This is a genomic window from Spirosoma knui (genome assembly GCF_054780635.1).
Genome location: NZ_BAAGVY010000002.1, coordinates 627,149 through 651,907 on the forward strand (window position 1 = coordinate 627,149; position 24,759 = coordinate 651,907).

The window sequence follows — 24,759 nt, forward strand, 5'->3', positions numbered from 1 at the left end:
GAGGATTACGTGATTAGAATTTCACCATTAGATTCACGCCCAGGCTACGGGTTCTGGGCACGCCGAACGCTTCCAGACCCTGGGCATTCGTGCTGGTGTAGCTCGACTCCGGATCGAAATACTGATTCTTTTTGTCCTTGTAGAGGATGGCCAGATTCCGGGCAACCAGCGAGATCGATGCGCTTTGAATCTTCAGAAACGACAGCTTATTAACCGGTAGATTATAGCTCAAAACGACTTGACGAAGCTTGATAAAGTCGTTGTTGAACATGAACAATGCCGTGTAGTTCTTGTCATTGTCGTAATACGTATCCACCTCTTCCTTCTTCCAGGTTTTGGTGAAGGGAGCCCCTTCCGGGGTTACGCCCGTTACCGTTACACCGGTTTCGCGACCAGGCAGGGTTTCCTGCGGCAAGCCAAAGCGATACGCATACTGGTAGAGGTTCGAGTACACGATGCTGCCGAATTTGCCGTCGATCAGGAAATTCAAGGAGAAATTCTTGTACCGGAAGTTGTTAGTGATACCCATTGTCAGCGGTGGCGTACCCTGGCCGATTTCTTCCAGATCACCCCGGACGGCGTACCCACTGGCCGGATTGAAGACGACGTTACCGCCCGCATCGGTTTTCTTCCGATACCCCCAGACGGTTCCGTAAGGTCGATCCAGTACGTTACGGACCAGGCCACCGCCTACGCCGGAGCCAATGTCGATGCCGGTCAGACCTTCGGCCAGCCGTTCGATCTTGCTTCGGTTGTACGCCATGTTATAGCTCACATCCCAACTGAAATTACTCTGTTTGACGGGCGTTCCGGTGAGCAGCAACTCAACACCCTTGTTGCTCAGTTCGCCTACGTTCAGCAGCGCCGACGTATAGCCCGAAGACACCGCGATGTTGGTCGTTACAATATCATTCGTGGTTTTTCGGTTGTACAGCGTCAGGTCAATACCCAGGCGGTTGTTCAGGAATTTCGCTTCAATACCGCCCTCATAGGTAGTAGAGGTCAACGGTTTCAGGTCGGGGTTCGGCACCTGTGACGACGATAGGACCTGCACCGGCCGACCGTTGTGACCGCCCTGTTGCATGGAGTAGTACTGGTAGATCTGATACGCGTTTACCGTTGCGCCACCGACCTGCGCCCAGGAAGCCCGGAGCTTGGCGAAACTGATCGCCTTGGGTAACTGGAACGCGTCCGACAGAATGAACGAGCCGCCAACCGAGGGATAGAAAATATTGTTACTCTTCGGGTTCAGGACCGAAAACCAGTCCTGACGGCCCGAAAGGGTCAGGTACGCTACGTTCTTATACCCAAAGTCCACCGAGCCAAACACCGAGTTGATCGCACTCTTCAGATACGTCGGTGTCGTGGTCGAAGCGGCCAGATTGGTGTAACTATAGAAGTAAGGAACTGTAAATTCACTGCCCGCAATCTGGGTCTGGTCGTACATAGACTGCTGCGCGTTGCCGCCCAATAACGCGGAGAAGCTCAGATTGTCTTTCAAAAAATTCGTGTTATAGTTCAGCGTCAGCATCCCGTTCGTTTCCGACGACATCACTTTGCGGGCGTCATACGTACCGAGGGGCTGAAACGCGTTGTTGGTCGGCTGGACGTATTCGGACTGGAAGCTGTAGTAGTCCTGGCTGACGCTACCCTTGATGGACAGATTATTCAGGATGTCGTACCGGATGCTTCCCTGGCTGAGAAATCGATTTTTCCGGTCGTCGTTCTTGAACTTGTTCACCACGAAATATGGGTTTGGTGCGGCCGGAACGGGGTTCCACTCCACTTCTTTACCCGTCACTGGATCATAACCCGGAGCCAGCGAACGAATGTCGACCGTATTGGCAATCAGGTACGTTGCCCAATGCGGGTTCATGTCCGCATACCCCACCTTTGGGCGGTTTATGCCTTCTTCCAGATTATACTGAAACACGGTTTCAATACTCAGTTTTTTACCCAGGAATGCATTGAGGTTGAGGTTGGCAATACGCCGGGTAAACGACGAATTCGGGACAATGCTGTTTGAACTCGTATTGTTGAGTCCCAACCGGAAGTTGACGGTTTCGTTACCACCCGTAAAGGCTACCGAGTTGATGTAGTTGCTGCCGGTTCGGTAAAAGTTCTTCAGATTATCTTTCTGGGGCGAGTAGGGGTGAAGCTGACCGTCAACCTGAATGGTGGGCTGGCCATCCATCCGGGCACCGTAGGAGAGACGACCGGTACTTTTAGCCTCCGTCAGGGTTGTGGGTTTTTTACCGTCCAGGCCCTGGCCGTATTCATACTGCCAGTTCGGGATCACGGCAATGTCTTCAAAAGTTGTCGTGCTGTTTACTTCAATGCCAAGACCCTTCTGGCCACGTCCTTTCTTAGTCGTGATCAGAATAACGCCATTCGACGCCCGGGCACCGTACAGAGCCGCAGCCGGACCGCCTTTTAAGACACTGATCGATTCGATATCGTCGGGGTTGATGCCGCCAATGCCATCGCCCCGGTCGACGTTCATGCCGTTACCGTCAGCCATAGTACCACCACCCGGAATGCTATTGTCCATAGGCATCCCGTTGATGACGTACAGAGGTTGGTTGTTGCCGTTCAGCGAGCCGTTCCCCCGGATAATGATCCGGCTGGAGCCACCCGGACCCGTCGACATACCCGTAGCGTTCACACCCGCAATTTTACCCGTCAAAGCATTCGCTACGTTGTTTTCACGAGCCTGCGTAAACTCACTGCCTTTTACTTCAGATACGGCGTAGGCAAGGGCTTTTTTCTCTTTGGAGATACCTAAGGCCGTAACAACCACTTCACTCAAGGTGCTGGATTCAGGTTCCAGGTTTACGGCAAGGTTGGTTTGGTTGCCAACGGTCACTTCCTGCCGTTTGTACCCCACAAAGCTGAAGACCAGCACCGCATCCTGCTCGGGAGCGTCAAGCGCGAACGTACCGTCGGCGACGGTGCTGGTACCACGCGTCGTACCTTTGATGACCACACTAACACCGGGCAGTGGTGCCCCTTTTTCATCCAGTACAGTACCCGTTATTTTTCGTTTGGGCGCTTCCGGTCGATCGGAGGCTTTACTTTCCAGCCTGCTCTCCTGCCGTTTCAGAATAATCCGTTCCTGAAATACGTCGTAACCAACCTGATAAGGAGCCAATACCGTCGTGAGGACCTGACCGAGCGGCTCTTCGCGGAAGGTATAGGAAAGCTTGCGGCTGCTCCCAAAAATCTGGGGGTTATACATGAACTTAACGCGGGCAACCTGCTCAATTCGCTCCAGCACCGTTTCTACATCGGCACTGGTGAGCCGAAGCGTCACCTTTTGTTCCAGTACTTTCTGGCCGCTGACGTCAACGGCGTGCGCCAGGGAAACGAAGGCCACAGCCAGGAAGACTTGATAAAGGCCAGCGTGCATAATTTTCTGTAATGTCGTTTGAAACTGTATTCGTTTTGACATAGTTTTGGCTTTTGTCGGGTTCACAATTCGGCAAAAAGGAGTCCTGGTCCGGCTTGCGGACATCATCGTAGGCAATACATGAGGGACATTCGGAGTCGAAGATGTTGGCGCATTTTCGACTCTTTTTTTATTGGGACGAGGTAATGATGTGCATAGGCAATCGGTTAGTTTAGTGGTTGTTAGGAAACTAGTACGTTCGCGGCTTACAGCCTTTACTGTGAATAATGATGTATCCGTCCAGCTGCTCAAACGTCGCGTCGATCGTATGCCCGATCAAGGTCAACTTTTCGTACAGCGGTTCATCGGCCAGGGCTGCCGTCAGGTAACAATCGCGCATCAGCTCTTCGTCGAAGACAATCCGGATACCGTAAGCCTGCTCAAGCGTCGCAAACACGTCTGCAATCGGCGTCCGGCGGAACGTAAAGAGTTGCTTCGGGGCCGATGGCGCGAGCAGGGCCGGTTGTTTAACGATGCTCTTTACCAAGCTCGACTCCTCAGGTGAGAAAACCAGCTGCTGATTGGGCGTTAAGACAACCCCTTCGGCTTTTGGCTCTTTCGCTGAATTCGTTGCCGTTGCCCGGCTCTGCGGATAAACCGATACCTTACCCGTTCTGACAATCACCCGGGCCTGTTTCGCTCCTTCGTAGGCCTGCACAATAAAGCTCGTTCCCAATACCTTTGTGACCAGCCGATTGCTGTGTACGTAAAAGGGCCGGGTCGGGTCTTTCATGACACTGAAAAACGCTTCGCCTGACAGATACACCTCCCGTTTACGACCCGAAAACGATTTCGCGTAACTCACGCGGCTTTTTGGGGACAGCAGAATGGTGCTCCGATCGGGCAGACTCACCCGCAGGGGTTTGTCCGTTGCATTGCTGACTTCCGTCAGGGAGCTGGTCGCATGGTCAACGAGTTCGGCATACGTAATCTCACGCTTTGCGCAGGCCGGATGAAACAGGTGCCAGCCCAGCAGGCTAATTAAGACCAGAAAACTGGCCGCCATGCCGTATCGAACCGGTGTAAACTGCCACCAGCCTGGCTGAACAGCATGCCGCTTCGGTGGGTCGATGGCTTCCCGCAGCCGCGTAATCTCCTGCTTTACTTCCTGCTTCGAGATGTATTCACCCTCGTCAATCTGCCGTTTGTAATCAGTGTGCAGCGTAACCAGCAAGTGGTACGCTTTATTCACGACTTCGCGCCGGTCCGGATTGCTGAGCAGCCACTGCTCCCAAAATGCCTTGTCAATGGGATTGTCAAAAAGTTTCCAACGTTGAAATGAAGTATCAGCAGCTAATTCTTCAGGCTCAAAATCTCTGTATTCGTGCATAAACGCCAATGATACTTTCGCTTTGTTAAAGGAAAGATGCAGGACGTAGCGGTGAATACTCTCTTTGGGAAAGAATATTTTGAAAAATTTTATAAATACTGCTTGGTGAAGCTTACGAGAGGGCGCAATCCTGATAAAAGCAGATTGTCACAGCTACGATCAGCGGTTGCTGGATCTATAGATACCTGTGCGCTGTCGGCGGAAGATGTAAACCGCTTGCTTTACTGGTCGTGGTTGCTGGACCTAACGTCCATAACCTGCCTTTAGGAAGAGCGTTATCAGGAGAGAAGCGAACGTTATAAACGTAAAACGTAGCGCCTGCTCTTGTTACCGATTGGTCTCAAGAACAGGCGCCACGTTTTTACTAATGAGAACCCTTAAGGCTTACCAACGGCTGCTGTACTATCCGCTTTGCGTTTGGCTTCTTCCTTCGCGCGTTTTTTGAAAAAACCACGTAACAAAATGTTATTCTGAGCCGCTTTCAAATCCTCGTTCAGCAACAGGGTGCCCTGGTTTAGATTACGTAACGTACTGCGCAGGTTGGTCGCCGTTTCCTGGTCGGTCAACAACACGCCCAGAGGACTGTTGGTATTGTTTAGTTTCTCCGAAGCCCGGTTTATATTCTCCGACGTGCGGTTGAGATTGCTGACGGTCTGATCGGCGGAACTGGCGGCACTTTCGAGTCGATTGGCCGAGCGGCTCAATCGGCGAAATACGGTGGTATCTGTAACCAGTTCGTTGGCCAGCGTGCCCTTCGTATTCAGCTTGCCCGCGAACTGCGAAACCGAGCGCGTTACGTTTGCCGTATTTTCGGAAGCCCGTTCGAGATTCTGCATGGCGCGTTTGAAGTTCAGCGCGACAATCGAATCGGTCAATACCGCTCCAACGGTTCCTTTCCCGCGTCTGATGTTGCCAACCAGCGCTTTGAAGTCGTTGGTCACCTTAAGCAGGTTGCGGTTATTTTCCTGAAGCGTCGTCATGATCTGATCGGAGCTGAGCGCTTCCTGCGTTTTCAGCCGATCTCCTTCTTCTACCTCGGGGTGGTTGGTTGTGCCGCCGGTGATCACTACGATCTTATTGCCGATAAGTCCATCTGAACTGATGGTAGCACTGGCGTCTTTACGGATATACTGTTGCGAGCTTTGCTCAATGTTCATGTCCACTTCTACCTGAGCGTTTCCGAAAAAGCTTACTCGCTTAACCGTGCCGATTTTGACGCCCGAAAACCAGACATTGTTGCCTGCTTTCAGGCCGGCCACATCTTTAAAAACGGCAATAATTTGAATGCTTTTGGTGAAACGCTTTTGTTGGCCACCCAACACGAAGACTCCGGCAATGAAAATGACGATCCCCAGCAGAATAAAAATGCCGACGACAACGGAGCGTTTTGTTGATTCAGTACTCATTCGAATCGGATATAATGGTGGTGTAAGTGCAGTAGGTGTAATTGTTGAAGTGAGCAAAATGTTTTAATGTGACCTGCTCACTTTACTTAAATCCACCGACCTGGAAAAAGCAATCAATTCACAAAATTGTAATTATAAAACTGCTGAACCCGCTCGTCGGGGTCTGCGAATACTTCATCGAACGTACCGACCCGCTCAAATTTTCCGTCCAGCAGCATAGCCACACGATCACCGGTTGTTTTGGCGCAGGTGAGGTCGTGGGTAATGATAATAGACGTGGCTTTGTAGCGTTCCCGCACTTCGTTGATCAGGTTGTTGATGTCAATACTGGTAATCGGGTCAAGGCCTGCGGTGGGTTCATCGTAAAGCATAATTTCGGGCTTCAAGATCAGCGTTCGGGCAATGCCGATCCGCTTCCGCTGGCCACCCGACAACTCCGAAGGCATCTGGTTGATGGTCTGCGACAAACCTACGTCGTCGAGCGCTTCTTCAACCGCCCGGTCGATGTCGGCCCGGCTCAGATTTCGGATGTTGCGTACGAGCGGAAACTCGAGGTTTTCGCGAATACTCATACTGTCGTACAGGGCGCTGCTCTGAAACGAAAAACCTACTTTTTGCCGGAACGCGTCCAATTCCTTACCCCGCAGGCGCTCGACTTCTTCGCCCAGCACCCGAACGATACCGGCATCGGGCTGGAGCAGGCCCACGATAATTTTGATCAAAACAGACTTTCCGGTGCCTGAGCGGCCCAGCACGACTACATTTTCTCCGCGGTTTACGTCCAGGTCTACCCCCTGCAACACGTGTAAATCGCCGAACGATTTACGCAGCCCGCGAATGGTAATAACTGGTTCATTGGTTGGTGTCATGGCAGTGTAATGAGTAATCAGAAGTAGCAAAAAACATCCGGACTGGGTACCCAATGGCTTGTCAACTACCCCGTATTGCCCCTACAATCTGTAAGGAGATTAATTCTTCGATAAAGACCAGGAACATCGACGTAACAACGGAAGAGTTGGCGGCCTTACCCACGCCTTCGGTTCCCTTTGAGGAATGATACCCTTTATAACAGCCCACCATGCCAATTGTGAAGCCGAACACAATCGATTTGAGCAGCGAAGCAAAAATGTCGAGGTACGTAATGGCTCCGAATACCTCCTGAAAATACGACGTAAAACTGGTCTGCTCGTTCTGATTGACGTTGATGTACGCCCCGATCAGGGCTACGAAAATCGTATACATCGTCAGGATCGGAATGGTGAAGGAAGTCGCCAGCACGCGGCTGACCACCAGAAACTTAAATGGGTCCGTTCCTGACACTTCCATGGCGTCGATCTGCTCCGTTACGTTCATCGACCCCAATTCGGCCCCGATGCTTGACCCTACCTTTCCAGCGGCAATCAAGGCTGTAACCAGCGGTCCTAACGCCCGAACAATGGCAATGGCGATCAACGACGGCAACCACGACGTAGCACCAAACTCCGATAGAGACGGTCGCGACTGGTTGGTAAAAACAATACCCGTGATGAAACCCGTGGTAGAAATGAGCAACAGGGACCGATAGCCGACTTCGTAGCATTGCCGGATAATCTCCTTAAACTCGTAGGGAGGCATAAACACTTCCCGAAAGAAGCGGCCAACGAAGGAGCTTACGTCGGCCAGGTTTAGGAAGAATGCATCCAGCCGGCGACCCACAACAGGCCGATCGGATGTTGATTTTTGAGGATTGGTGGTATCAGACTGCATTTAGCGGCTTAATGTAGTGGGGCCAGGTATTAACCCGGCTTCATGTAAGGGTATAACTGATTTATACCTTGGTAGTTTAATTTTACCAATACTACGTCTGTTAGCCAGTTGGTTAACTTAGTTTGTGGGATGGGATAGCGGCATTGTCCTAAAAAAAGCCCGGCCTGCCAATACGTATTGGCAGGCCGGGCTCTTGGGAATAGACGCTTGGGTTAACTCACCCGCTGGAGCGTCGCTGACAAGGGGTAATAAGCCGTTTGCGGCAATGGAGCTAAAAATGAGGAGTAATCATCGGGGCGTGACAACACTTCTTTGTACACCAGCACCCGAAACAAATAATACTGGGTTTCGCGCGGCAGCCGCATCCGGTAATAATCACGGTGATCCAACCGTTTCAGTTGGTTCTTCAGATAGCTAGGTCCGGCGTTATAAGCCGCAGCGACTAACGACCACGAACCTAGTTGATCATAGAGTTTTCGCAGGTACTGGCAGGCCGCTTCGGTGGCTTTGTGAACATTGAACCGTTCGTCGACCCGACCGCCTACTTTCAGGCCCAGCTCACGGGCCGTTCCCGGCATCAACTGCCAGTAGCCAGCCGCGCCAACCCGTGAAACGGCCTTGGCCCGCAGGCCACTTTCGGCCAGGGGAATGTACCGGAAGTCGTCGGGGATATCGTATTTTTTTAATATGGGGTTGATGATCGGAAAAAACGCATCGGCTTTCTCGCGAAGATTTCCCAGGTCTCTGGCCTGACTGCGGAACAACGTAAACACATGTTTCCAGCGGTCAACGACATCGGTCTGATCCAGGGGTAAGCATTCTCCGCAGAAGTTAACATCGAGCAGGGGCAGGGCGGGCGCATTGGCAACCGGCTTCACCAAGGATGTCATGATGCTGGACTGGGGCTGAAGCATTGACCCGGTTGCGTCGGGCTGGGCAATAACACCAAAAGAACTCGAATTGGCGTGAGAAATTGGGGAGGGGGCAATCTTGGCGGCAACTGTGACAGCCGGGCGAAGAGCGGCCATCAACACTGAAAATCCAACTCGTATAAGCAAAACTGAAAATAGATGGTACTGAGTCTATAACGCCAGTAGAGAATATATAGTGCATTGATAATCAATATAATACATAGCGTTTGTTAATATGATGGCGGGCGGGTGACGGGTGAGGCCAAAAACTAATTGAGTCTCAGGAGCTTTCACGGAAAAATCTAATACTTCAATTTTTAAATAAATTTTGGGTAATCGCATCATACCGCGTCGGTTGAATGCGCGTAACCTAGTGGTAGGTCAGCGTAAAAAAACGACCTTTGTAGCCGCAAACCTCCGGCACAAGCTGCCGGCTGGATCAGGAACGCTTATGATTGAAATTGGACGAGTAAATACTTTAATCGCGCTGCGCGAAACCAGTGTTGGGTTCTTTCTGGGCGATGAACAGGGCAATGACGTGCTGCTGCCCAACAAATACGTGCCCGATACGCTGGACGTTGAGGATGAGATCGACGTCTTCATATATACCGACTCCGAAGATCGGCCCATCGCAACCACCTTGACCCCTGCCATTCAGCGCGACGAGTTTGCTTCGCTGCAGGTGGTGGCTGTGACAAGCGCCGGAGCTTTTCTGGATTGGGGACTAGAGAAAGATCTGCTCGTGCCGCACCGCGAACAAAGCCGACCGATGCAGGTTGGGCAGTGGCCCGTCGTGTTTATGTATCTGGATGAAGAAACCAACCGGCTTGTGGCGTCGAGTAAGATAAACCGCTTTTTAGACCCCGATGCGGGCGACTTGTACGTCGGCGAAGAGGTTCAACTGCTGGCTTACGAAACCACCGACCTCGGCGTTAATGTCATTATCAATAACCGCTATAAAGGGCTGATTTACGCTAACGAGATTTTTCGGACGGTACGTCCCGGCGATCCGCTGATTGGGTATATCAAAAACATTCGGGACGATAATCGCATTGATGTCAGCCTGCAACGTACTGGTTTCGAGAATGTAGAGCCGAACGCTCGGCGCATTCTGGCTACGCTTAAAGCGGAAAACGGATTTCTGCCCCTGACCGATAACAGCCCTCCCGAACAGATTTACAAAACGCTGGAAATGAGCAAGAAAACGTTCAAAAAGGCCATTGGAACACTTTATAAAGAACGGAAGATTGTTATCGAAGAAAAAGGTATTCGCTTGCTGTAGCGAGGGAGCACTCATACGTATCTGTACATAAACAGACAAAAAGCCCGCTCCATCTAGAAGCGGGCTTTTTAGTAGAAATAGATTCTGGTCGCTAAACGCTGCGGCCCTGAATCAGGCGCAGAATGATGGCAATAACCGCAATGACCAGCAAGACGTGAATGATACCGCCCAGACCGAAACTATTGAACCCTAAAAAACCAAGCAGCCAGATGATGATCAGCACCACGGCTATAGTATACAGCAGATTGCCCATAACGTTTATTGGTTTATTGAATTAATTAGGTGTATTACAAGCAACTAACCAACTTGCTATCATTTGGTTTTCGGAATCTACTAACCCGCCCAGTATCGGCTCGTCAAACGGCGACCTTTCAACCGACTTAAAGGCTTGAAAAATCCTTGTTTGATCTAGCCCGTATGGAGTGAAAATGGGCCGGGGGCTAAGGTCTGGTTGGTTTGCGGGCGCATTTACCAGTATATTCGGCGGCCCAATTCACGTTAAAAATGAAAGTAAGAAAAGCAGTGATTACCGCAGCTGCCCGCGGAGAACGATTATACCCGGTAGCCGATACCATCCAGAAAGCCATGCTGCCGGTTATCGATATTGATGGATTGCACAAACCCGTTATTCAGGCCATTGCTGAAGAAGCTTTTCTGAGCGGCATCGACGAAATCTGCGTCGTTGGCGCCCCTGGCGACGGTGAACGTTATATCAATGCCTTTACGTCGCTGCGGGATAACCTGGTTAAATCGTTTAAAAGCGTTGACTGGGCCAGAGAAGAGGCCGATAAGATTGATAATCTGCTCAGCCGGGTTCAGTTTACCGAGCAACCCGAGCCTTTGGGCTACGGTCATGCCGTGTATTGCGCCAGGGAGTTTGTGGGGAATGAACCATTCCTGCTGCTGCTGGGCGATTACTTATACGTATCGAACCTGATCAACAAGCGGTGTGCAGCCCAATTGATTGAGCTGGCCACTCAGGAAAACTGCTCTGTATCGGCCGTCAACCCGACCATCGAACATCAGATCGGTCGCTATGGTACCTTGACGGGTAAACACGTACCGAACAGAACGGGGGTTTATCAGATCGAAAAACTGATTGAGAAACCGTCGTTGAGCGTAGCCGAGCTTGAACTCCAGACACCAGGTCTGCGCGTTGGCTATTATCTCTGCTTCTTCGGAATGCACGTACTGACGCCTACCGTTTTTGATATTCTACAGAGACACATTGCGCAGGGGAGTACAAACACCCCACTGACGCCGACATTACAGGAACTGGCCGATACGGAGACATACCTGGCGTTGGAAGTGAAAGGGAATCGTTACGACTTAAGCGGACGTAACGGGCTGTTACGGGCACAGATGGCACTCGGCCTGGCGGGGGTAGCGCATGACGAAACACTGACGTCGATGGTCGAGTTGTTGGCCGAAGCCAATACGCGAAAAGCGCAGGTGGTAGGGTAAACCGCGAGGGGCAGGGGGCGTAGGGCATAGAGTTGAAATTCCCCAAGCCCTACGCCCCCTGCCCCAGCAAAAAACAAAACAACATGAATGTTTTTATAGAAACAATTACGTCCACTGACCCCGCTGCTCGTAACCGATCCTTTTTTGACTTAAGTCGTAATCTATCTGCCCCTACTCTGCTGAAAGCCCTGCGTGAGCTGGACGATTTTCGGAAGTCCACGCCGAATCTGTACGATAAAGTTAGAGCCACTCTGTTCTTATACGCTGGTTTTCGCTTTTTCCTGATGGAGGCTGCCGAAACACCGGCTATCGGCAAAATACCGTACGCGGGCTTCGAAGATTTGCTGGCCCGTCGGTTTGAGCAGGCCATTGCTACGTTCCTGCAGGATCTGGACAAACACGGCCCGAACGCTACGTTGTTCAGCGCTTTGGCGGATAGTTACCATCATCTGTCGTTTCAGATTCTGGCCGATCAGGTTCGGAAAAGCGTTCGGTCGAGCAAAGGCAATCAGTGGATGTTCCGCGTTGGGCATCGGGATGAACACCCCATTCGTATTCATCCAAAGCTGCTCCAACGATCCGATAGCTCACTCTTTTACCCGATCCTGCATGAGCAAACCTCGGTGCGGATGGACTTAACGCATAGTGGCTGGTCGGATATTTTCTTTCTGGGCATGGACTACCCGGAGGGAGCTCGTGTCATCAACATTTCGATTGACCTGGGTGTATTCGGTCGCGACAAAGACATTCGCCCACCTTTGCACTGTTACGTTCGAGTTATTTCCGAGCCGGTGCTGCGTCTGACCAGCGTTGACCTGAACACAACTAAGGACGTACACGACCTGGCCGATCTGTTCAACTTTGGTAACGACTACCTAAGTCTGGTCAAAGCGGGCGTGATTGCCTCAGGACTCATTCCGCCCTCGTTCGAAGGCACGAACCAGTCGCTGGCGGATATACTGGCCCGGATTGTAGCGCCGGGAATGGGCATTGAGCTGGTAACGAAAGTAAATGATATTCCGAAGGGCTCGCGTTTTGCGGTTTCTACTAACCTGCTGGGTTCGATCATTAGCCTGCTCATGCGGGCAACGGGTCAAACCCAAAATCTGGAAGGCGGTCTCGACGAAAGCGAACGTCGGTTAGTAGCTTCGCGGGCCATCCTGGGTGAGTGGATCGGTGGATCGGGTGGTGGCTGGCAGGATTCCGGTGGGGTTTGGCCCGGCATTAAAGCCATTCAGGGTACATTCGCCCAGGATGGTGATCCAGAGCACAGCATCAGTCGAGGTACGTTATTACCCCGTCACCGTGTGCTGCAGGGAGAGGCAGTGCATCCCGACATACAGGAAAAAATCATGAACTCGCTGGTGTTGATGCACGGCGGTATGGCCTCCAACGTAGGGCCGATTCTGGAGATGGTCACTGAAAAGTACCTGCTCCGGGGCGATAACGAATGGGTAGCCCGCCAGCAAACGAATCAGATTTTCGACAATATTCTGGGGGCTATTCAGGAGGGTGACATCCGAAAGTTGGGAGCTAACACCGCTCGTAACTGGGAAGGGCCCATCAAAACCATTATTCCGTGGGCATCGACTTACTTCACGGAGCAGATCATTGCCAAAGCCAAAAAACAGTTTGGTGAGGATTATTACGGCTTCCTGATGCTGGGCGGTATGTCGGGCGGAGGCATGGGTATGTTCGTGAATCCGGCGCAGTACGAGGATTACAAAATGCAGGTGCTGGACATTCTGCGGAAAACGAAGAACGAGCTGTCCGACTCACTGCCTTTCGCCATGGAGCCGGTAGTGTACAATTGGAGCATTAATCCAAAAGGCACCTGGGCCAATCTGCACGAAGGGAATGAAGCTCTAATGCCAGAACAGTATTACGGCATTCACGTATCGGAATTGGTACGTAAAGATCCGGCTTCGATACCGTATGTCCGCCGGGCTGAGATTGACTATTTCACTACCTATTGCGAGCAGAACAATCAAGCCTATCCCTTGCTGCGGACCATCGTCAGCAATTTGTTTAAAGTGTCCGACCCCACCTCACAGGGCAACCGGAGCGCCGAAAACGAAAAAGCGGATCGGATCAAGAAAGAAAACGGCTTCGATTACATTCAGCACGAGGAGATTCGCGAAGAACTGCAAAAAGGGCGTATTGGTTTGTCGCGCAACCGCCTGCCTGCCGAAACGTCGATTGAGGATGTGCAGCCGAACGAGATTGCCCAACTTGAAGCGTTAACGGCATCTGTTCAACTGGGCGAAGCGGCTATTCAAGCGGGTAAAGTGGCTGTGATGAGTCTGGCCGCTGGCGTGGGTAGCCGTTGGACCAAAGGCGCCGGGGTAATAAAAGCCATCAACCCGTTTGTCGAAATAGATGGTGTGCATCGGAGCTTTCTGGAGATACACTTGGCTAAAACGCGCAAAGTAGCCGAGCGTTACGGAGCCGTCCTTCCGCACCTTGTCGCGACTAGTTACCTGACTCACGAGCCAATTCGGAAGAAGCTAGCGCAGACTAGCAACTTTGGTTATCAAGGGCCAGCTTTGCTGTCGCCGGGTCGTTCGATTGGGCAGCGATTCGTACCAATGGAGCGTGATTTACGGTTCATGTGGGAAGAAATGCCGCAAGAAACGCTCGACGAGAACAAGCAGAAAGTGCGGGATGCCGTACGGCAAACCATGATTTCGTGGGCTAAATCGAAAGGCGAGGGCACCGACTACGTCGATAATATCGCGGCTCAACGGTTTTCGCCACTGGGTCACTGGTATGAAGTATCGAACCTGTTACGTAATGGTACGCTGGCCAAGCTGCTCGCCGAGTATCCGCAGATCGAAACGATCATGTTGCATAACATCGATACGTTGGGCGCTGATGTTAATCCAGCCGCATTGGGTCATCATCTTGCCTCGGGGAATGTGCTCACGTTCGAGGTCGTTCCCAGACGTATCGAAGACCGCGGGGGTGGATTAGCCCGCGTAAATGGGACCATACGCCTATTGGAAGGCCTGGCGCAGCCTCGCGAAGAGGACGAGCTAAATCTGAGCTATTACAACACGAATACGACCTGGATTCAGGTTGATCCGCTGCTTCAACTGTTTGGCCTTACCCGCGACGATCTGCAAACGGGAGATGAGGCTCAACTGGCAAAAGCGGTACGTAGCGTGGCTCACCGGATTCCTACCTACGTAACCATCAAAGATGTAAAATACCGCTGGGGGCACGGTCAGGAAGACATTTACCCGGTTGCGCAGATTGAAAAACTGTGGAGCGATATGTCGGCACTGTCTGATGTAAAGTGTGGCTACATTGAAGTGCCCCGGTACCGTGGGCAGCAGTTAAAAGACCCCGCTCAACTGGATTCATGGGTGACGGACGGCAGCAAAGACCATGCAGCCTCCCTATGCCTCTTTGCCGAATAAGCGCAGGTCTCAGTTGTTTGTCAAGTTTAGTATTCTGAAATTGTTAGTACGAAGAGTCCATTTATACAGGCGGTTTCAGCGGTAGATTGCCGCTGAAACCGCCTTTTCTCTATACGTTTATCCCTTTTATTGGCAATTGCCAACGTTTATAAAATGCCTCTACGTTCCCAAGATTGGTTTGGCCGCACCGGTAAAGACGGCTTTATATACCGTGCCTGGATGAAAAACCAGGGTTTCCCGCATCACGAATTCGAAGGCAAACCGGTTATCGGTATCTGCAACACCTGGTCGGAGCTTACCCCCTGCAACGCGCACTTCCGCGAACTGGCCGAAGCCATCAAGCGTGGCGTATGGGAAGCGGGTGGCTTTCCGCTGGAGTTTCCGGTAATGTCACTCGGCGAGTGCCAGATCAAGCCCACGGCCATGCTATTCCGGAATCTGGCCAGCATGGATGTGGAAGAAAGTATTCGCGGTAACTCGCTGGATGCCGTTATTCTGATGTGCGGCTGCGATAAGACAACGCCTTCGCTGGTGATGGGTGCCTGTAGCGTTGACCTGCCAACGCTGGTCGTATCGGGAGGGCCGATGCTGGCCGGACGCTTCCAGGGACGAAAAATCGGTACGAGCGACCTCTGGCGGTTTGCTGAATCGTATAAAATGGGTGAGATGAGCCAGGCCGAGTTTATCGCGGCTGAAGCCAGTATGGCCCGGAGTCAGGGACACTGTGCCGTGATGGGTACAGCCTCGACGATGGCGGCTATGGTTGAATCGCTCGGTTTAGCCCTGCCGGATAACGCGACTATTCCGGCGGCTGATTCGCGTCGGAAAGTGCTGGCGCATTTAACCGGTATGCGCGCCGTAGAGCTAGCCAGAAAAGGCATTACTCCATCGCAGATTCTAACTCAGGAAGCCTTCGAAAATGCGATCATAGTTAATGCCGCGCTGGGTGGTTCTACCAACTTTATCCTGCACCTGACGGCTATCGCCGGACGGGTTGGAGTTGAGCTCTCGCTGGATGATTTTGATCGGATTTCGGCCAAAATTCCGTTACTCGCGAATCTACAGCCTTCGGGTGAACACTTCGTTGAAGATCTGTTCTATGCGGGTGGCTTACCGGCCATTATCCGTGAACTGCGCCAATACCTGCACAACGATGCGATAACCGTTAACGGACAGTCGATCGGCGAAAACTGCGCGGAAGCCCAATGCTACGATCCAGCCGTGATTGCATCGGTCGACAACCCGTTCAAACCCGAGTCGGGCGTAGCCGTATTACGCGGTAACCTGTGTCCGAACGGGGCCGTACTTAAACCATCGGCCGCAACACCTGCCCTGATGCAGCATACCGGACGTGCGGTCGTATTCGAAAATATTGATGATTACAAAGCGCGTATCGACGATCCCGACCTCGACGTAGACCCAAGCTGTGTGCTGGTTCTGAAAAACGTAGGCCCTAAAGGGTATCCAGGTATGCCGGAGGTGGGAAATATGCAGTTGCCTGCCAAAATTCTGGCGCTGGGCGTACACGACATGGTACGTATTTCGGATGGCCGGATGAGCGGTACGGGTTTCGGAACAGTCGTTTTGCACGTATCACCCGAAGCGGCCGTAGGGGGTAATCTGGCCCTGGTCCAAAACGGTGATCTGATCACGCTCGATGTTGAAAACCGCAGCCTGCATCTGCACGTCTCTGATCAGGAACTGGCCAGCAGGCTGGTTCATTTCAAGCCGCTTGACCTGGGCTACGAACGGGGCTACGTCAATCTGTACATCCGACACGTAACGCAGGCACACGAAGGCGCCGATTTTGATTTCCTACGGGGGGCTTCCGGCAGCGAAGTAAAGCGTGATTCGCACTAATATTCTATAGCCTGTTCCGGTTACCCTAGAACAAATTCGGGCTAGCCGGAACAGGATATGAGCCGGAAATGATTTTTACATGAATCATCAATTTGCTAATCAGACCGCGATCATTACGGGAGCGGGTATTGGGATTGGGTTTGCTATTGCCAAAGCACTCGCTAAGCAAGGAGCCAACGTTCTGCTGAATGACTTTGACGAGGAGGCTGCTCACAAAGCTGCCGAGGGAATCCGGCAGAAGGGGGGCAGTTGCCTGGCGTTCCCCGGTGATGCATCGGAGGTGTCGTTTATACAGCGAATGGTGCAAACGGCTGTCCGCGAGTTCGGCTCCTTAGATATAGCCATTGCCAACGCGGGCATCACCATCTTCGGCGATATTTTTACGACAACACCCGAGGCTTTTGAGAAGATTGTCAACCTGAACCTGCGGGGCAGTTTTTTTCTGGCGCAAACAGTCGCTCTTCAGATGCGGGAGCAGGGACGGGGTGGTAGTGTGTTGTTTATGTCGTCGGTTGTGGGCCATCAGGCGCACCCCGGCTTGCCCGTCTACAGCATGACGAAAGCGGGACTGGAAATGCTGGCCAAGCAGTTGGTCATTGATTTTTCACCCGTTGGCATTACGGTGAACGCCATTGCGCCCGGTGCTACGTTGACTGAACGGACCTTAGATGACCCCTCGTACATTCCAATCTGGTCGCGTATTACGCCGATGGGGCGTCCCGCTACCGTTGACGACATCGCCAATGCTGCCTTGTTTCTGTTGTCGCCCCAATCGCGTCACATTACGGGCCAAAGCCTGATTGTTGATGGGGGCTGGACAAGCGTTGGTATTCCACCGGTCTAACTAAGCTCAGTTTGCGAATAAATACGTTGTAAGTCAGGTGATTGTACGCTTGTCTGTGAGGTGTTTATGTACGAGCTTTATTGGGATTTGACCGACAGCCATGCAACGAATAGTACTGCTATTGATCCTGGGTATGCTACATCGTATTGCGGTGGCACAGGAATTTCCCAAAGGGTTCTCGTTACCCGTCGAGTTAGGGCAGGGCTTCAATCAACCGGCGGGTACACCGCTATATCTACTAACCCTCCAGGCCGTTCCGCAGGTGACGATAGTACCGGAAAGACTTCGGCTAGCCGCTGTTCTGGGCGGTTTTTATCCCGCTACCAGCGTTGGCGTACTGGCAGGGCCCCGCGTGACACTTAAGGTGTTGGAGGGAAAACCAATCCTGTCGGCCAGCTCATTTAATCTGCACGTACTTGCCGAGTTCTTATGGGCGACGGCTCCTGAGTTGACAAAGGGGCGACAATTACTGGGCGGTGGTATTGGGATTGGCAGTTCAGACTTAGCTACCGTATCGCTCAAGCTGCATCGTGATCTGGTCCATTCCGCAACCTGGTTTCAGGTAAGTGTTGGGTATAATCTGGTCAGGAAAACTCCTCCACCGTTATAAACTTGATTGTCATGGCCAAAACAGCCTTAATTATCAGTGGAGGGGGCTCGAAAGGAGCCTTTGCCGTCGGTGCCCTGTCGTTCGTTCACCAGCATGTTCAGCCTATCGACCGATTCGATATTTACTGTGGCACGAGTACCGGTTCATTAATTGTGCCGTTGGCGGCTCTGGGCGAAATGGCCCTTCTTGAGCAGATTTACACTACTACTCGTCAGGCTGACGTACTCAACATGGGGGGTATTGGAAACTTGATTAGTGGGGTATCGCTGCACGATGCAACCCCGCTTAAACGCCTGATTGAAACCAACCTGACCGATGTTCGCTTCAACCGGCTTACGGCTTCTGGTAAACCCGTTTTTCTGGCGACAATCTGTCTGCAAACGGAGCGATTGGTTTATTTTACCATGCAGCCCGCATCCAGAAATGCAGCCTATGATGTGAATCAGATTCAAACGGCTACTGACCTACGGAGAGCCATGCTGGCTTCATCGTGTCAGCCGGTATTCATGCAGCCCGTGGAGTGGCGACCCGGCGCTGTGCCCGTGCGGCAGTATGTCGACGGGGGCATTCGGGAACTTACTCCTTTGCAGGCGGCTATCGATAACGGAGCCGAAACCATTATTGCCATTACGAACAGTCCGGCCAAAACTCCCGAAGACCCGCAAATGCTTCGAACGGCCACCGCTATGTTGGAGCGAACGATTGATCTGTTTTCGGAGGATGTCGGCGACAACGATTACCGGCTGGCTACGCTCATTCAACAGACAAATACATATCTACAAGCCGTAAAAGCCCAACTGCGGATGCAGGGAGTCCCGCAGACAACCATTGACTCGGCCTTTGCCTCGGGTAGTAATCCAACTGCCGGAACGGCGATTACAACGATTGTTGAGATTCGGCCAGCGGCTAAACTTACGGAAGGAGGGCCGGGTGGGCTCACGTTTGATCCCGTCGCTATGCGGCAGATGTTTCAGAAAGGCGTCCAAGAGGCAACGAAAGTATTTACCAGCCTACCTTCACCGATCGTATAAGGCCAATCGTTTACTTATATTCAGGAGCCGTATTGCCGCTGCCTCGGTTGCGGCACCATTATCTTAGAAGGGTAAATGAAGTTGTTGAACAGAGGACTAGTCAACGTAGTACTCGCCAACTAATGAGTCATTCTATAACAATGCCGTATTACCATCAACCGTCGTCGCTACCTTGAGGTAGTGTGCGGGAACATGATCGGTTAACCAGACGCCATTAGCTGAGATGAAAAACAAAAATCCATCTTTATGCATAGCTTGAGAGTCAACCTCCAGGACCACTGGGCGACCGTGACGGCTACCTACCGTTTGCGCCGTTTGGGCATCGGTGCTTAGATGAACATGATGTCTGTCGCGTTTATTAAGACCCGTTGCCAAAATTGACGGTAGGTTTTTTTCACTGGTGCCGTGATATAGATGTTCAGGCGGAGTAGTAGGTGTATAGCCCAACTCTACTGTCACGGAGTGGCCTTGACTAGCTCGGATTAAGGTCTGATGCTCATTCAGCGCAAACCGCTTTTTGGGGTTAGTTTCTACAATGTAGGCCAGCGTCGCCTGGTCGATGGCGTAACCACGCTGATTCATACGATTGATTAACTCTGCGGTGCTGGCCCAGCCGTTTGCGTCGAGCGAAATCCCAATTGTTTCGGGAGAATGACGTAGCACCAGACTTATGAACTTACTGATTAAGGTAGCTTCTTTCTCAGAAATCATGACAGCTTGTACAATTCATTGATTATTAATGAAAATCGGTTCGATAAACCAAACCGAACACAGGTCGTTACGTCCAGTAATCATATTGCATGTACCGGGCTGTTTCGTCGGCGACTTCCTTGCCCAGCAGCTTTCCCACTACGTATAAAGACATGTCAATACCGGCCGAAATCCCCGCTGAGGTGATGATCCTGCCGTTGTCGACAAACCGTTCGGCGGGCTTAACCGTGGTCGACGGCGACATCTGTTGCAGGCTATCGGCTGCCAGGAAATGAGTTGTGGCGGATAGGCCATCCAGCAAACCTGCTTTCGCTAAGATCAACGCACCGGTGCAAACCGACAAGACCAGCTCGGCATTTTCCGCTGTTCGACGGACCCAGTTCAGAATAGTCGGATTATCCATCTCGCGCCGGGAGCCGTAGGACGTACCATCCGAATGATACCCCCCTCCGCCCGGAATGATCAGGACATCGGCTTTAGGATGATCGTTGAGCAGGTATGTTGGCGTTATACATAAGCCATTTCGGGCGTAAATGGGTCCTCGCTCGGCCACGGTAAATACCTGAAAAGGCGGTTGACTATTAGTACGTCGGCCCGCGACGCCAAAGACTTCAAATGGCCCGGCAAAGTCGAGAACCTCAATTTCATTGAACAGCAGAATCGCAACGGTACGCATAGAGATAGAGAGTGATGGCTAGCTCCGCTTTGTTTTCTCTTTCAACCAATCAGCTGCTTTAAGAGGGAAAAGTGAGCTCATCACAAATATCTTCACTTTCTGCCTAACGTAATGAGAATCACACCAACTAACGCAATGACGGCTCCTACCAGCGACTGACTGGAAAAGATCTCCCCGGCGAACGTAACGCCCAGCAGCATAGCCACCACAGGGTTGACAAACGCGTACGTGGAAAGCAACTGGGGGGACGCATTCCGGGCGAGCCAGGCGTAGGACGAGAAGCCGATGATGCTGCCAAAAATGACCAGATAAAACATTGACCCGACGGCTTTGGTCGGCGCATCAAAAATGCTCAGGGGTGTAACAGGCTCCATGATCAGGCTGATGATAAACAAGACCATACCCCCTACAATCATCTGAATACCGCTGGAAATATTGGCTGTGGGTAGTGACACACGGGGAGCCAATAACGTACCAATTGCCCAGGCGAAGTTGCCGAATATAACTAAGCTCGACCCGATTAGATTGGCGTGGACACCGCCCGTGCCTTGCATCTTATCCGGTTTTATTAAAAAATAGATACCGATCAACCCCACTGCCAGGCCCGCCAGTGCCAAGTTAGTTGGCCGTTGCCGACCGAATGATACCCAGTTAAGCGAAAGTAGAAAAACGGGTAACATGCCGCCCAGTAAAGCCGCCGTTCCCGTTGGAATATACTGAAGCCCAAGGGTTAGACAGCCGTTTGAAATGGTCAAAAGTAAAACGCCGATAATACCAGCCGAACGCCATTCTGTACGGGTAGGAGGGGGCGTACCGGTAAAGCGAGCATAGCCGTACAACAGCCCGCCCGCAATTAAATACCGAACGGAAGCCATGTACAACGGCGGCATCCGCTCGGTCATGAAGTGAATAAACAGGTACGTAGAGCCCCACAGAAAATAAACAGAAAGCAGAGCTGACCAGAGGGTTACGCGATTGGGAGTGGTTGTGGCGGGTGAACTAATGGCTTGCATACAACAAGGACGTCGATTCAACCTGTAACAACGACAGCCTTACTTTCTATCCGTTACGCGCCAAAAATTTAATTTTTCTAAGATTGTTGCTAGTAAACGTAAAGAAAATATAATTAATGTAAGTTGTGGGCAAACCGATAGAGCAATTCAAAATTTGATTTGAAATTTTTATCATTCCGACCAAAGGAGGAATCTACTCGCACTGGTATTATACTAGCTACAGAAGATTCCTCCTTTGGTCGGAGTGACAAAAATGTGCTATCCTGAATTTTAAACAGCGTCAACTGTGTAAACTCACATTGTAGCAACCAAACTGGCTTACGATCACTCGTACGTAAACGGATTGCCGGAGGGAATGTACGTGACGTTGATGACCGGTACCTGAGGTTTCAGCCAGGTCACGAGCCACTCCATACCCGCGGCTTCGCTCATAATGTGGCCCAGGATTACCAGGGAAATCGTTTGCCCCCGGCTGCGGGCGTCGCGAATGTATTCGGGCGTTTCCCATTCACTGGATTCTCCGCAGAAAACAACATCGGGTTTTGCCTTCGAGATAGCCGTTATCTGGTTGCGGCCACCCGACGCGCCCGGCAACAGGAGAACGCGCTGACATACCTGATTTCGATCGCCAACCAGACGTACCGTTTTAATGGCTAACTTCTCCTTTACGTGGCCGATGAGCTGATGAAGGGGCGTTGCGGGCATCGTTAGCAGGTGCGACGTATCGGCTTTGGCGTATTTGTCCCAGCCCAATTGCGACAGCATACCGGTCCAGATGCCGTCGGGACGGTGCGAGTGCCAGTAGTCGTGAAACCGCCAGACCGCAATGCCGTGTTTTTTCAGTAACTCCTGCTTGTGCCGCAAAACTTCATCATCGCTGAGCCAGTCGGTTTCGTCGAGGTGATTGTAAAAAGTAGGCTCGTGGGCGATGATAAAGTTAGCACCGGCAGCCGCGGCTTTTTCGATCACGTCGGCCGTGGCAAACATGGTCGATACAATGCCGGTCACCGGCTGCGATCGGCTCCCCGATTTCAACGTATCAACCGTCTTGGGAAAGGGCGCGCCCGGAATCGTTTTCAAAATCAGGTCCATCACCTGACCAACCGTCATGGTGGCGGTTTGGTGTAGCGGTTCTGCTGAAGCGAGCAGCGGAGCATCAATGAGCATGGACGTACCCAGAACTTGGGTCAGATTGGCTAAGAATTGTCGTCTTCCCTGGTCGTTGTGCATGGTTGTATAGCAGTTGCGAGGCTATAAGCTAAAGCGTTTATAAGGGTTTCCTTACTTTCGGGCTCCTATAGGTATTGGCAGTCCGAAGCAATGCCAATACCTATAGGAGCCTACTGATAAGCGGAATCGGAAATCGCTTCGGATTGACCCTATTGCTGCCCGAAAACTCGATCGTATTCGTCCGGCTTAAAACCGAGGGCGATGATCTGCCCGTTCGACTCGATCAGCGGTCGGCGGATGGCCGAGGGTTTATCGATCATGAACGTAATGGCGGCTTCGTTGTCCAGCGGTTTTTCCGAGTCAGGCAGCTTCTTCCAGGTTAGTCCGGCTTTATTGACTAATTCATCCCAGCTTTTCTGTGTCAGCCAACGCTCGATGACGGTGCGGTCGATGCCTTGCTTTTTGTAATCGTGAAATTGATACGTAATACCACGCTCGGCTAACCAGGTGCGGGCTTTCTTGACGGTATTACAGTTCGGAATTGCGTATAAGGTATACATACAATGAGCGTTAAATAGAAACAACCAGTCGTTTGCCCGGAGCGACATCCTGCTGCCAGGCCGTTTCGATAGCCGACAAAGTAGTTAGTTCGGTATCAATAACGAGCTTACCGTCGGCAGCAAGCTGAAACATGTCGGGAAGTATATCGGTCGTGTATTCGTGCATTTGTTGCTTAGAAATATTACCCAATCCAGACCCCAGCAATTCTATGGCCGAACTGCGTAAAGTGCCCGACGCTACGTCGATGTGTTCACCCGCCATGCTGCCCACGGCAACAATCCGGATGGGATGCGCAACCGCAGTAATCCCGCCTTCTTTCAATGTATTGATGATTAGCGAGATGGGATGTCCCCACAGGTAATCGATTACAATGTCGATTGGTGTATCGGCGTGGATCGCTCTAAGTTGCTTCATGAAGGCGTCATCATCCTGGCGGAGCGAGATTAGCTCATCAGCACCCAGCGTTTTTAAATTTTCCAGTAACGCCTGGTTTCGACCCGTGGCGATTACTTTTGACGCGCCGTAGTGTTTGGCCAGTTGAACGGCTACCATGCCGGTAACGCCCGTCGCTCCGTTGATCAGCACAACCGCCTTGTCCTGTATGTTGGCCCGAAAACGAAGGGCCAGTGCTGCGCCCATCACTGCATTCGGCAGGGCCGCAGCCGTTACGTCGTCAAGCGTCTCGGGCAATTTAACATAGCCCTTGCTGGCGATTATCGCTTTTTCGGCGATCGTTCCGGTTAATCCCTGCGCATAAACCCGGGTTCCATCGTCCAGTACGCCCACTCCGTCGAAGCCTACGACTGCCGGTAGGGAGGAGTAGCTGGCGTAGTGCTTGCCGCTGGCACGTGCTTTATCCAGATTTTTAATGGATGCGGCCTTTACGTTCATGACTAACTGGTCAGCGTTTTGCGGAGTTGGATCAGCGAAGTCTTCGTATACGGGGAGGGTACCTAATTGGTATAATACAGCGGCTTTCATCGTCTGCCTGGTGGTAAGGATGTTCGATAGTGGTTGTAATTCATTACCGCCAACACCGGATCTTGCGGGTGAGTTTACGTATGCGCCAAAAAGTCACGGATCCGTAAGGTTAAAAGCTGTAAGTCAACAACTGCGAAACGCTGGTTAATCGCCTGGCTCGTGTCGTAGCGAAGTAAGTAGCCGATCAGGGGTACTATGCGTTGTTAATTTTGGCCCTGTTGGCTTTGTTCCTAACTTTGCGGAAGCCGCTGGCTAACGGATTTTCTTTTCCTGAACCCATTCTGCCCGGCTTG

20 protein-coding genes are annotated in these 24,759 nt (G+C 51.8%); 7 read left to right on the top strand and 13 right to left on the bottom strand.

Going from position 1 to position 24,759, the window contains the following annotated elements; genetic code table 11:
• Positions 1–13: 13 nt before the first annotated feature.
• The 6 genes from ACYVIY_RS07370 to ACYVIY_RS07395 all read right to left on the bottom strand — a co-directional run bounded on the left by ACYVIY_RS07370 (position 14) and on the right by ACYVIY_RS07395 (position 8,988).
• The gene (locus ACYVIY_RS07370) at positions 14–3,451 is read right to left on the bottom strand and encodes a SusC/RagA family TonB-linked outer membrane protein (RefSeq protein ID WP_460975658.1); all 3,438 of its coding nucleotides are present in this window, start codon (positions 3,449–3,451) and stop codon (positions 14–16) included.
• A 187-nt stretch (positions 3,452–3,638) separates the two neighbouring features.
• Complete coding sequence (locus ACYVIY_RS07375; RefSeq protein WP_460975659.1) at positions 3,639–4,778, bottom strand: FecR family protein; 1,140 nt, start codon at positions 4,776–4,778, stop codon at positions 3,639–3,641.
• Positions 4,779–5,155: 377 nt separating this feature from the next.
• Positions 5,156–6,184: an MlaD family protein gene (locus ACYVIY_RS07380; RefSeq protein WP_460975660.1), complete on the bottom strand. Its 1,029-nt coding sequence runs from the start codon at positions 6,182–6,184 to the stop codon at positions 5,156–5,158.
• A gap of 113 nt (positions 6,185–6,297) precedes the next feature.
• Positions 6,298–7,053 (bottom strand): ABC transporter ATP-binding protein, encoded by a 756-nt coding sequence (locus ACYVIY_RS07385; RefSeq protein WP_460975661.1) that lies wholly within the window; start codon positions 7,051–7,053, stop codon positions 6,298–6,300.
• A gap of 61 nt (positions 7,054–7,114) precedes the next feature.
• A complete protein-coding gene (locus ACYVIY_RS07390; protein ID WP_460975662.1) occupies positions 7,115–7,930 on the bottom strand; it encodes an MlaE family ABC transporter permease in 816 nt (271 codons plus the stop codon).
• Positions 7,931–8,142: 212 nt separating this feature from the next.
• Positions 8,143–8,988, bottom strand: coding sequence for a lytic transglycosylase domain-containing protein (locus tag ACYVIY_RS07395; RefSeq protein WP_460975663.1), 846 nt, complete (start codon positions 8,986–8,988; stop codon positions 8,143–8,145).
• A gap of 304 nt (positions 8,989–9,292) precedes the next feature.
• Between ACYVIY_RS07395 and ACYVIY_RS07400 the strand changes: the two genes are divergently transcribed.
• Entirely contained in the window at positions 9,293–10,123 is an 831-nt protein-coding gene (locus ACYVIY_RS07400) for a CvfB family protein (protein ID WP_460975923.1), read from the top strand.
• A 91-nt stretch (positions 10,124–10,214) separates the two neighbouring features.
• Here the strand turns inward: ACYVIY_RS07400 and ACYVIY_RS07405 are convergent, their stop codons facing one another.
• A complete protein-coding gene (locus tag ACYVIY_RS07405) occupies positions 10,215–10,376 on the bottom strand; it encodes a lmo0937 family membrane protein (RefSeq protein ID WP_460975664.1) in 162 nt (53 codons plus the stop codon).
• A gap of 251 nt (positions 10,377–10,627) precedes the next feature.
• Between ACYVIY_RS07405 and ACYVIY_RS07410 the strand changes: the two genes are divergently transcribed.
• The 6 genes from ACYVIY_RS07410 to ACYVIY_RS07435 all read left to right on the top strand — a co-directional run bounded on the left by ACYVIY_RS07410 (position 10,628) and on the right by ACYVIY_RS07435 (position 19,354).
• Entirely contained in the window at positions 10,628–11,587 is a 960-nt protein-coding gene (locus ACYVIY_RS07410; protein ID WP_460975665.1) for a UTP--glucose-1-phosphate uridylyltransferase, read from the top strand.
• Between the two features lie 83 nt (positions 11,588–11,670).
• Complete coding sequence (locus ACYVIY_RS07415) at positions 11,671–15,009, top strand: UTP--glucose-1-phosphate uridylyltransferase (RefSeq protein ID WP_460975666.1); 3,339 nt, start codon at positions 11,671–11,673, stop codon at positions 15,007–15,009.
• Positions 15,010–15,162: 153 nt separating this feature from the next.
• On the top strand, positions 15,163–16,869 hold the full coding sequence (locus ACYVIY_RS07420; protein WP_460975667.1) for an IlvD/Edd family dehydratase: 1,707 nt from the start codon (positions 15,163–15,165) through the stop codon (positions 16,867–16,869).
• 79 nt (positions 16,870–16,948) lie between these two features.
• Positions 16,949–17,713 (top strand): SDR family NAD(P)-dependent oxidoreductase, encoded by a 765-nt coding sequence (locus tag ACYVIY_RS07425; protein WP_460975668.1) that lies wholly within the window; start codon positions 16,949–16,951, stop codon positions 17,711–17,713.
• A 100-nt stretch (positions 17,714–17,813) separates the two neighbouring features.
• Complete coding sequence (locus ACYVIY_RS07430) at positions 17,814–18,323, top strand: hypothetical protein (RefSeq protein ID WP_460975669.1); 510 nt, start codon at positions 17,814–17,816, stop codon at positions 18,321–18,323.
• A gap of 11 nt (positions 18,324–18,334) precedes the next feature.
• Complete coding sequence (locus tag ACYVIY_RS07435; protein WP_460975670.1) at positions 18,335–19,354, top strand: patatin-like phospholipase family protein; 1,020 nt, start codon at positions 18,335–18,337, stop codon at positions 19,352–19,354.
• A gap of 132 nt (positions 19,355–19,486) precedes the next feature.
• Here ACYVIY_RS07435 and ACYVIY_RS07440 read toward each other — a convergent pair whose 3' ends face one another.
• From ACYVIY_RS07440 to ACYVIY_RS07465, 6 genes are all read right to left on the bottom strand, one after another.
• Positions 19,487–20,065, bottom strand: coding sequence for an RNA 2'-phosphotransferase (locus tag ACYVIY_RS07440; RefSeq protein WP_460975671.1), 579 nt, complete (start codon positions 20,063–20,065; stop codon positions 19,487–19,489).
• Between the two features lie 67 nt (positions 20,066–20,132).
• Complete coding sequence (locus ACYVIY_RS07445; protein ID WP_460975672.1) at positions 20,133–20,741, bottom strand: DJ-1/PfpI family protein; 609 nt, start codon at positions 20,739–20,741, stop codon at positions 20,133–20,135.
• 92 nt (positions 20,742–20,833) lie between these two features.
• Positions 20,834–21,754 carry an EamA family transporter gene (locus tag ACYVIY_RS07450; RefSeq protein WP_460975673.1) on the bottom strand — a complete coding sequence of 307 codons (921 nt, stop codon included), beginning with the start codon at positions 21,752–21,754 and terminating at the stop codon, positions 20,834–20,836.
• A 324-nt stretch (positions 21,755–22,078) separates the two neighbouring features.
• Positions 22,079–22,984, bottom strand: a complete 906-nt coding sequence (locus ACYVIY_RS07455; RefSeq protein WP_460975674.1) for a Nif3-like dinuclear metal center hexameric protein — start codon at positions 22,982–22,984, stop codon at positions 22,079–22,081.
• 149 nt (positions 22,985–23,133) lie between these two features.
• A complete protein-coding gene (locus ACYVIY_RS07460) occupies positions 23,134–23,484 on the bottom strand; it encodes a Spx/MgsR family RNA polymerase-binding regulatory protein (RefSeq protein WP_460975675.1) in 351 nt (116 codons plus the stop codon).
• 10 nt (positions 23,485–23,494) lie between these two features.
• Positions 23,495–24,466, bottom strand: coding sequence for a quinone oxidoreductase family protein (locus ACYVIY_RS07465; RefSeq protein ID WP_460975676.1), 972 nt, complete (start codon positions 24,464–24,466; stop codon positions 23,495–23,497).
• Between the last annotated feature and the right edge of the window lie 293 nt (positions 24,467–24,759).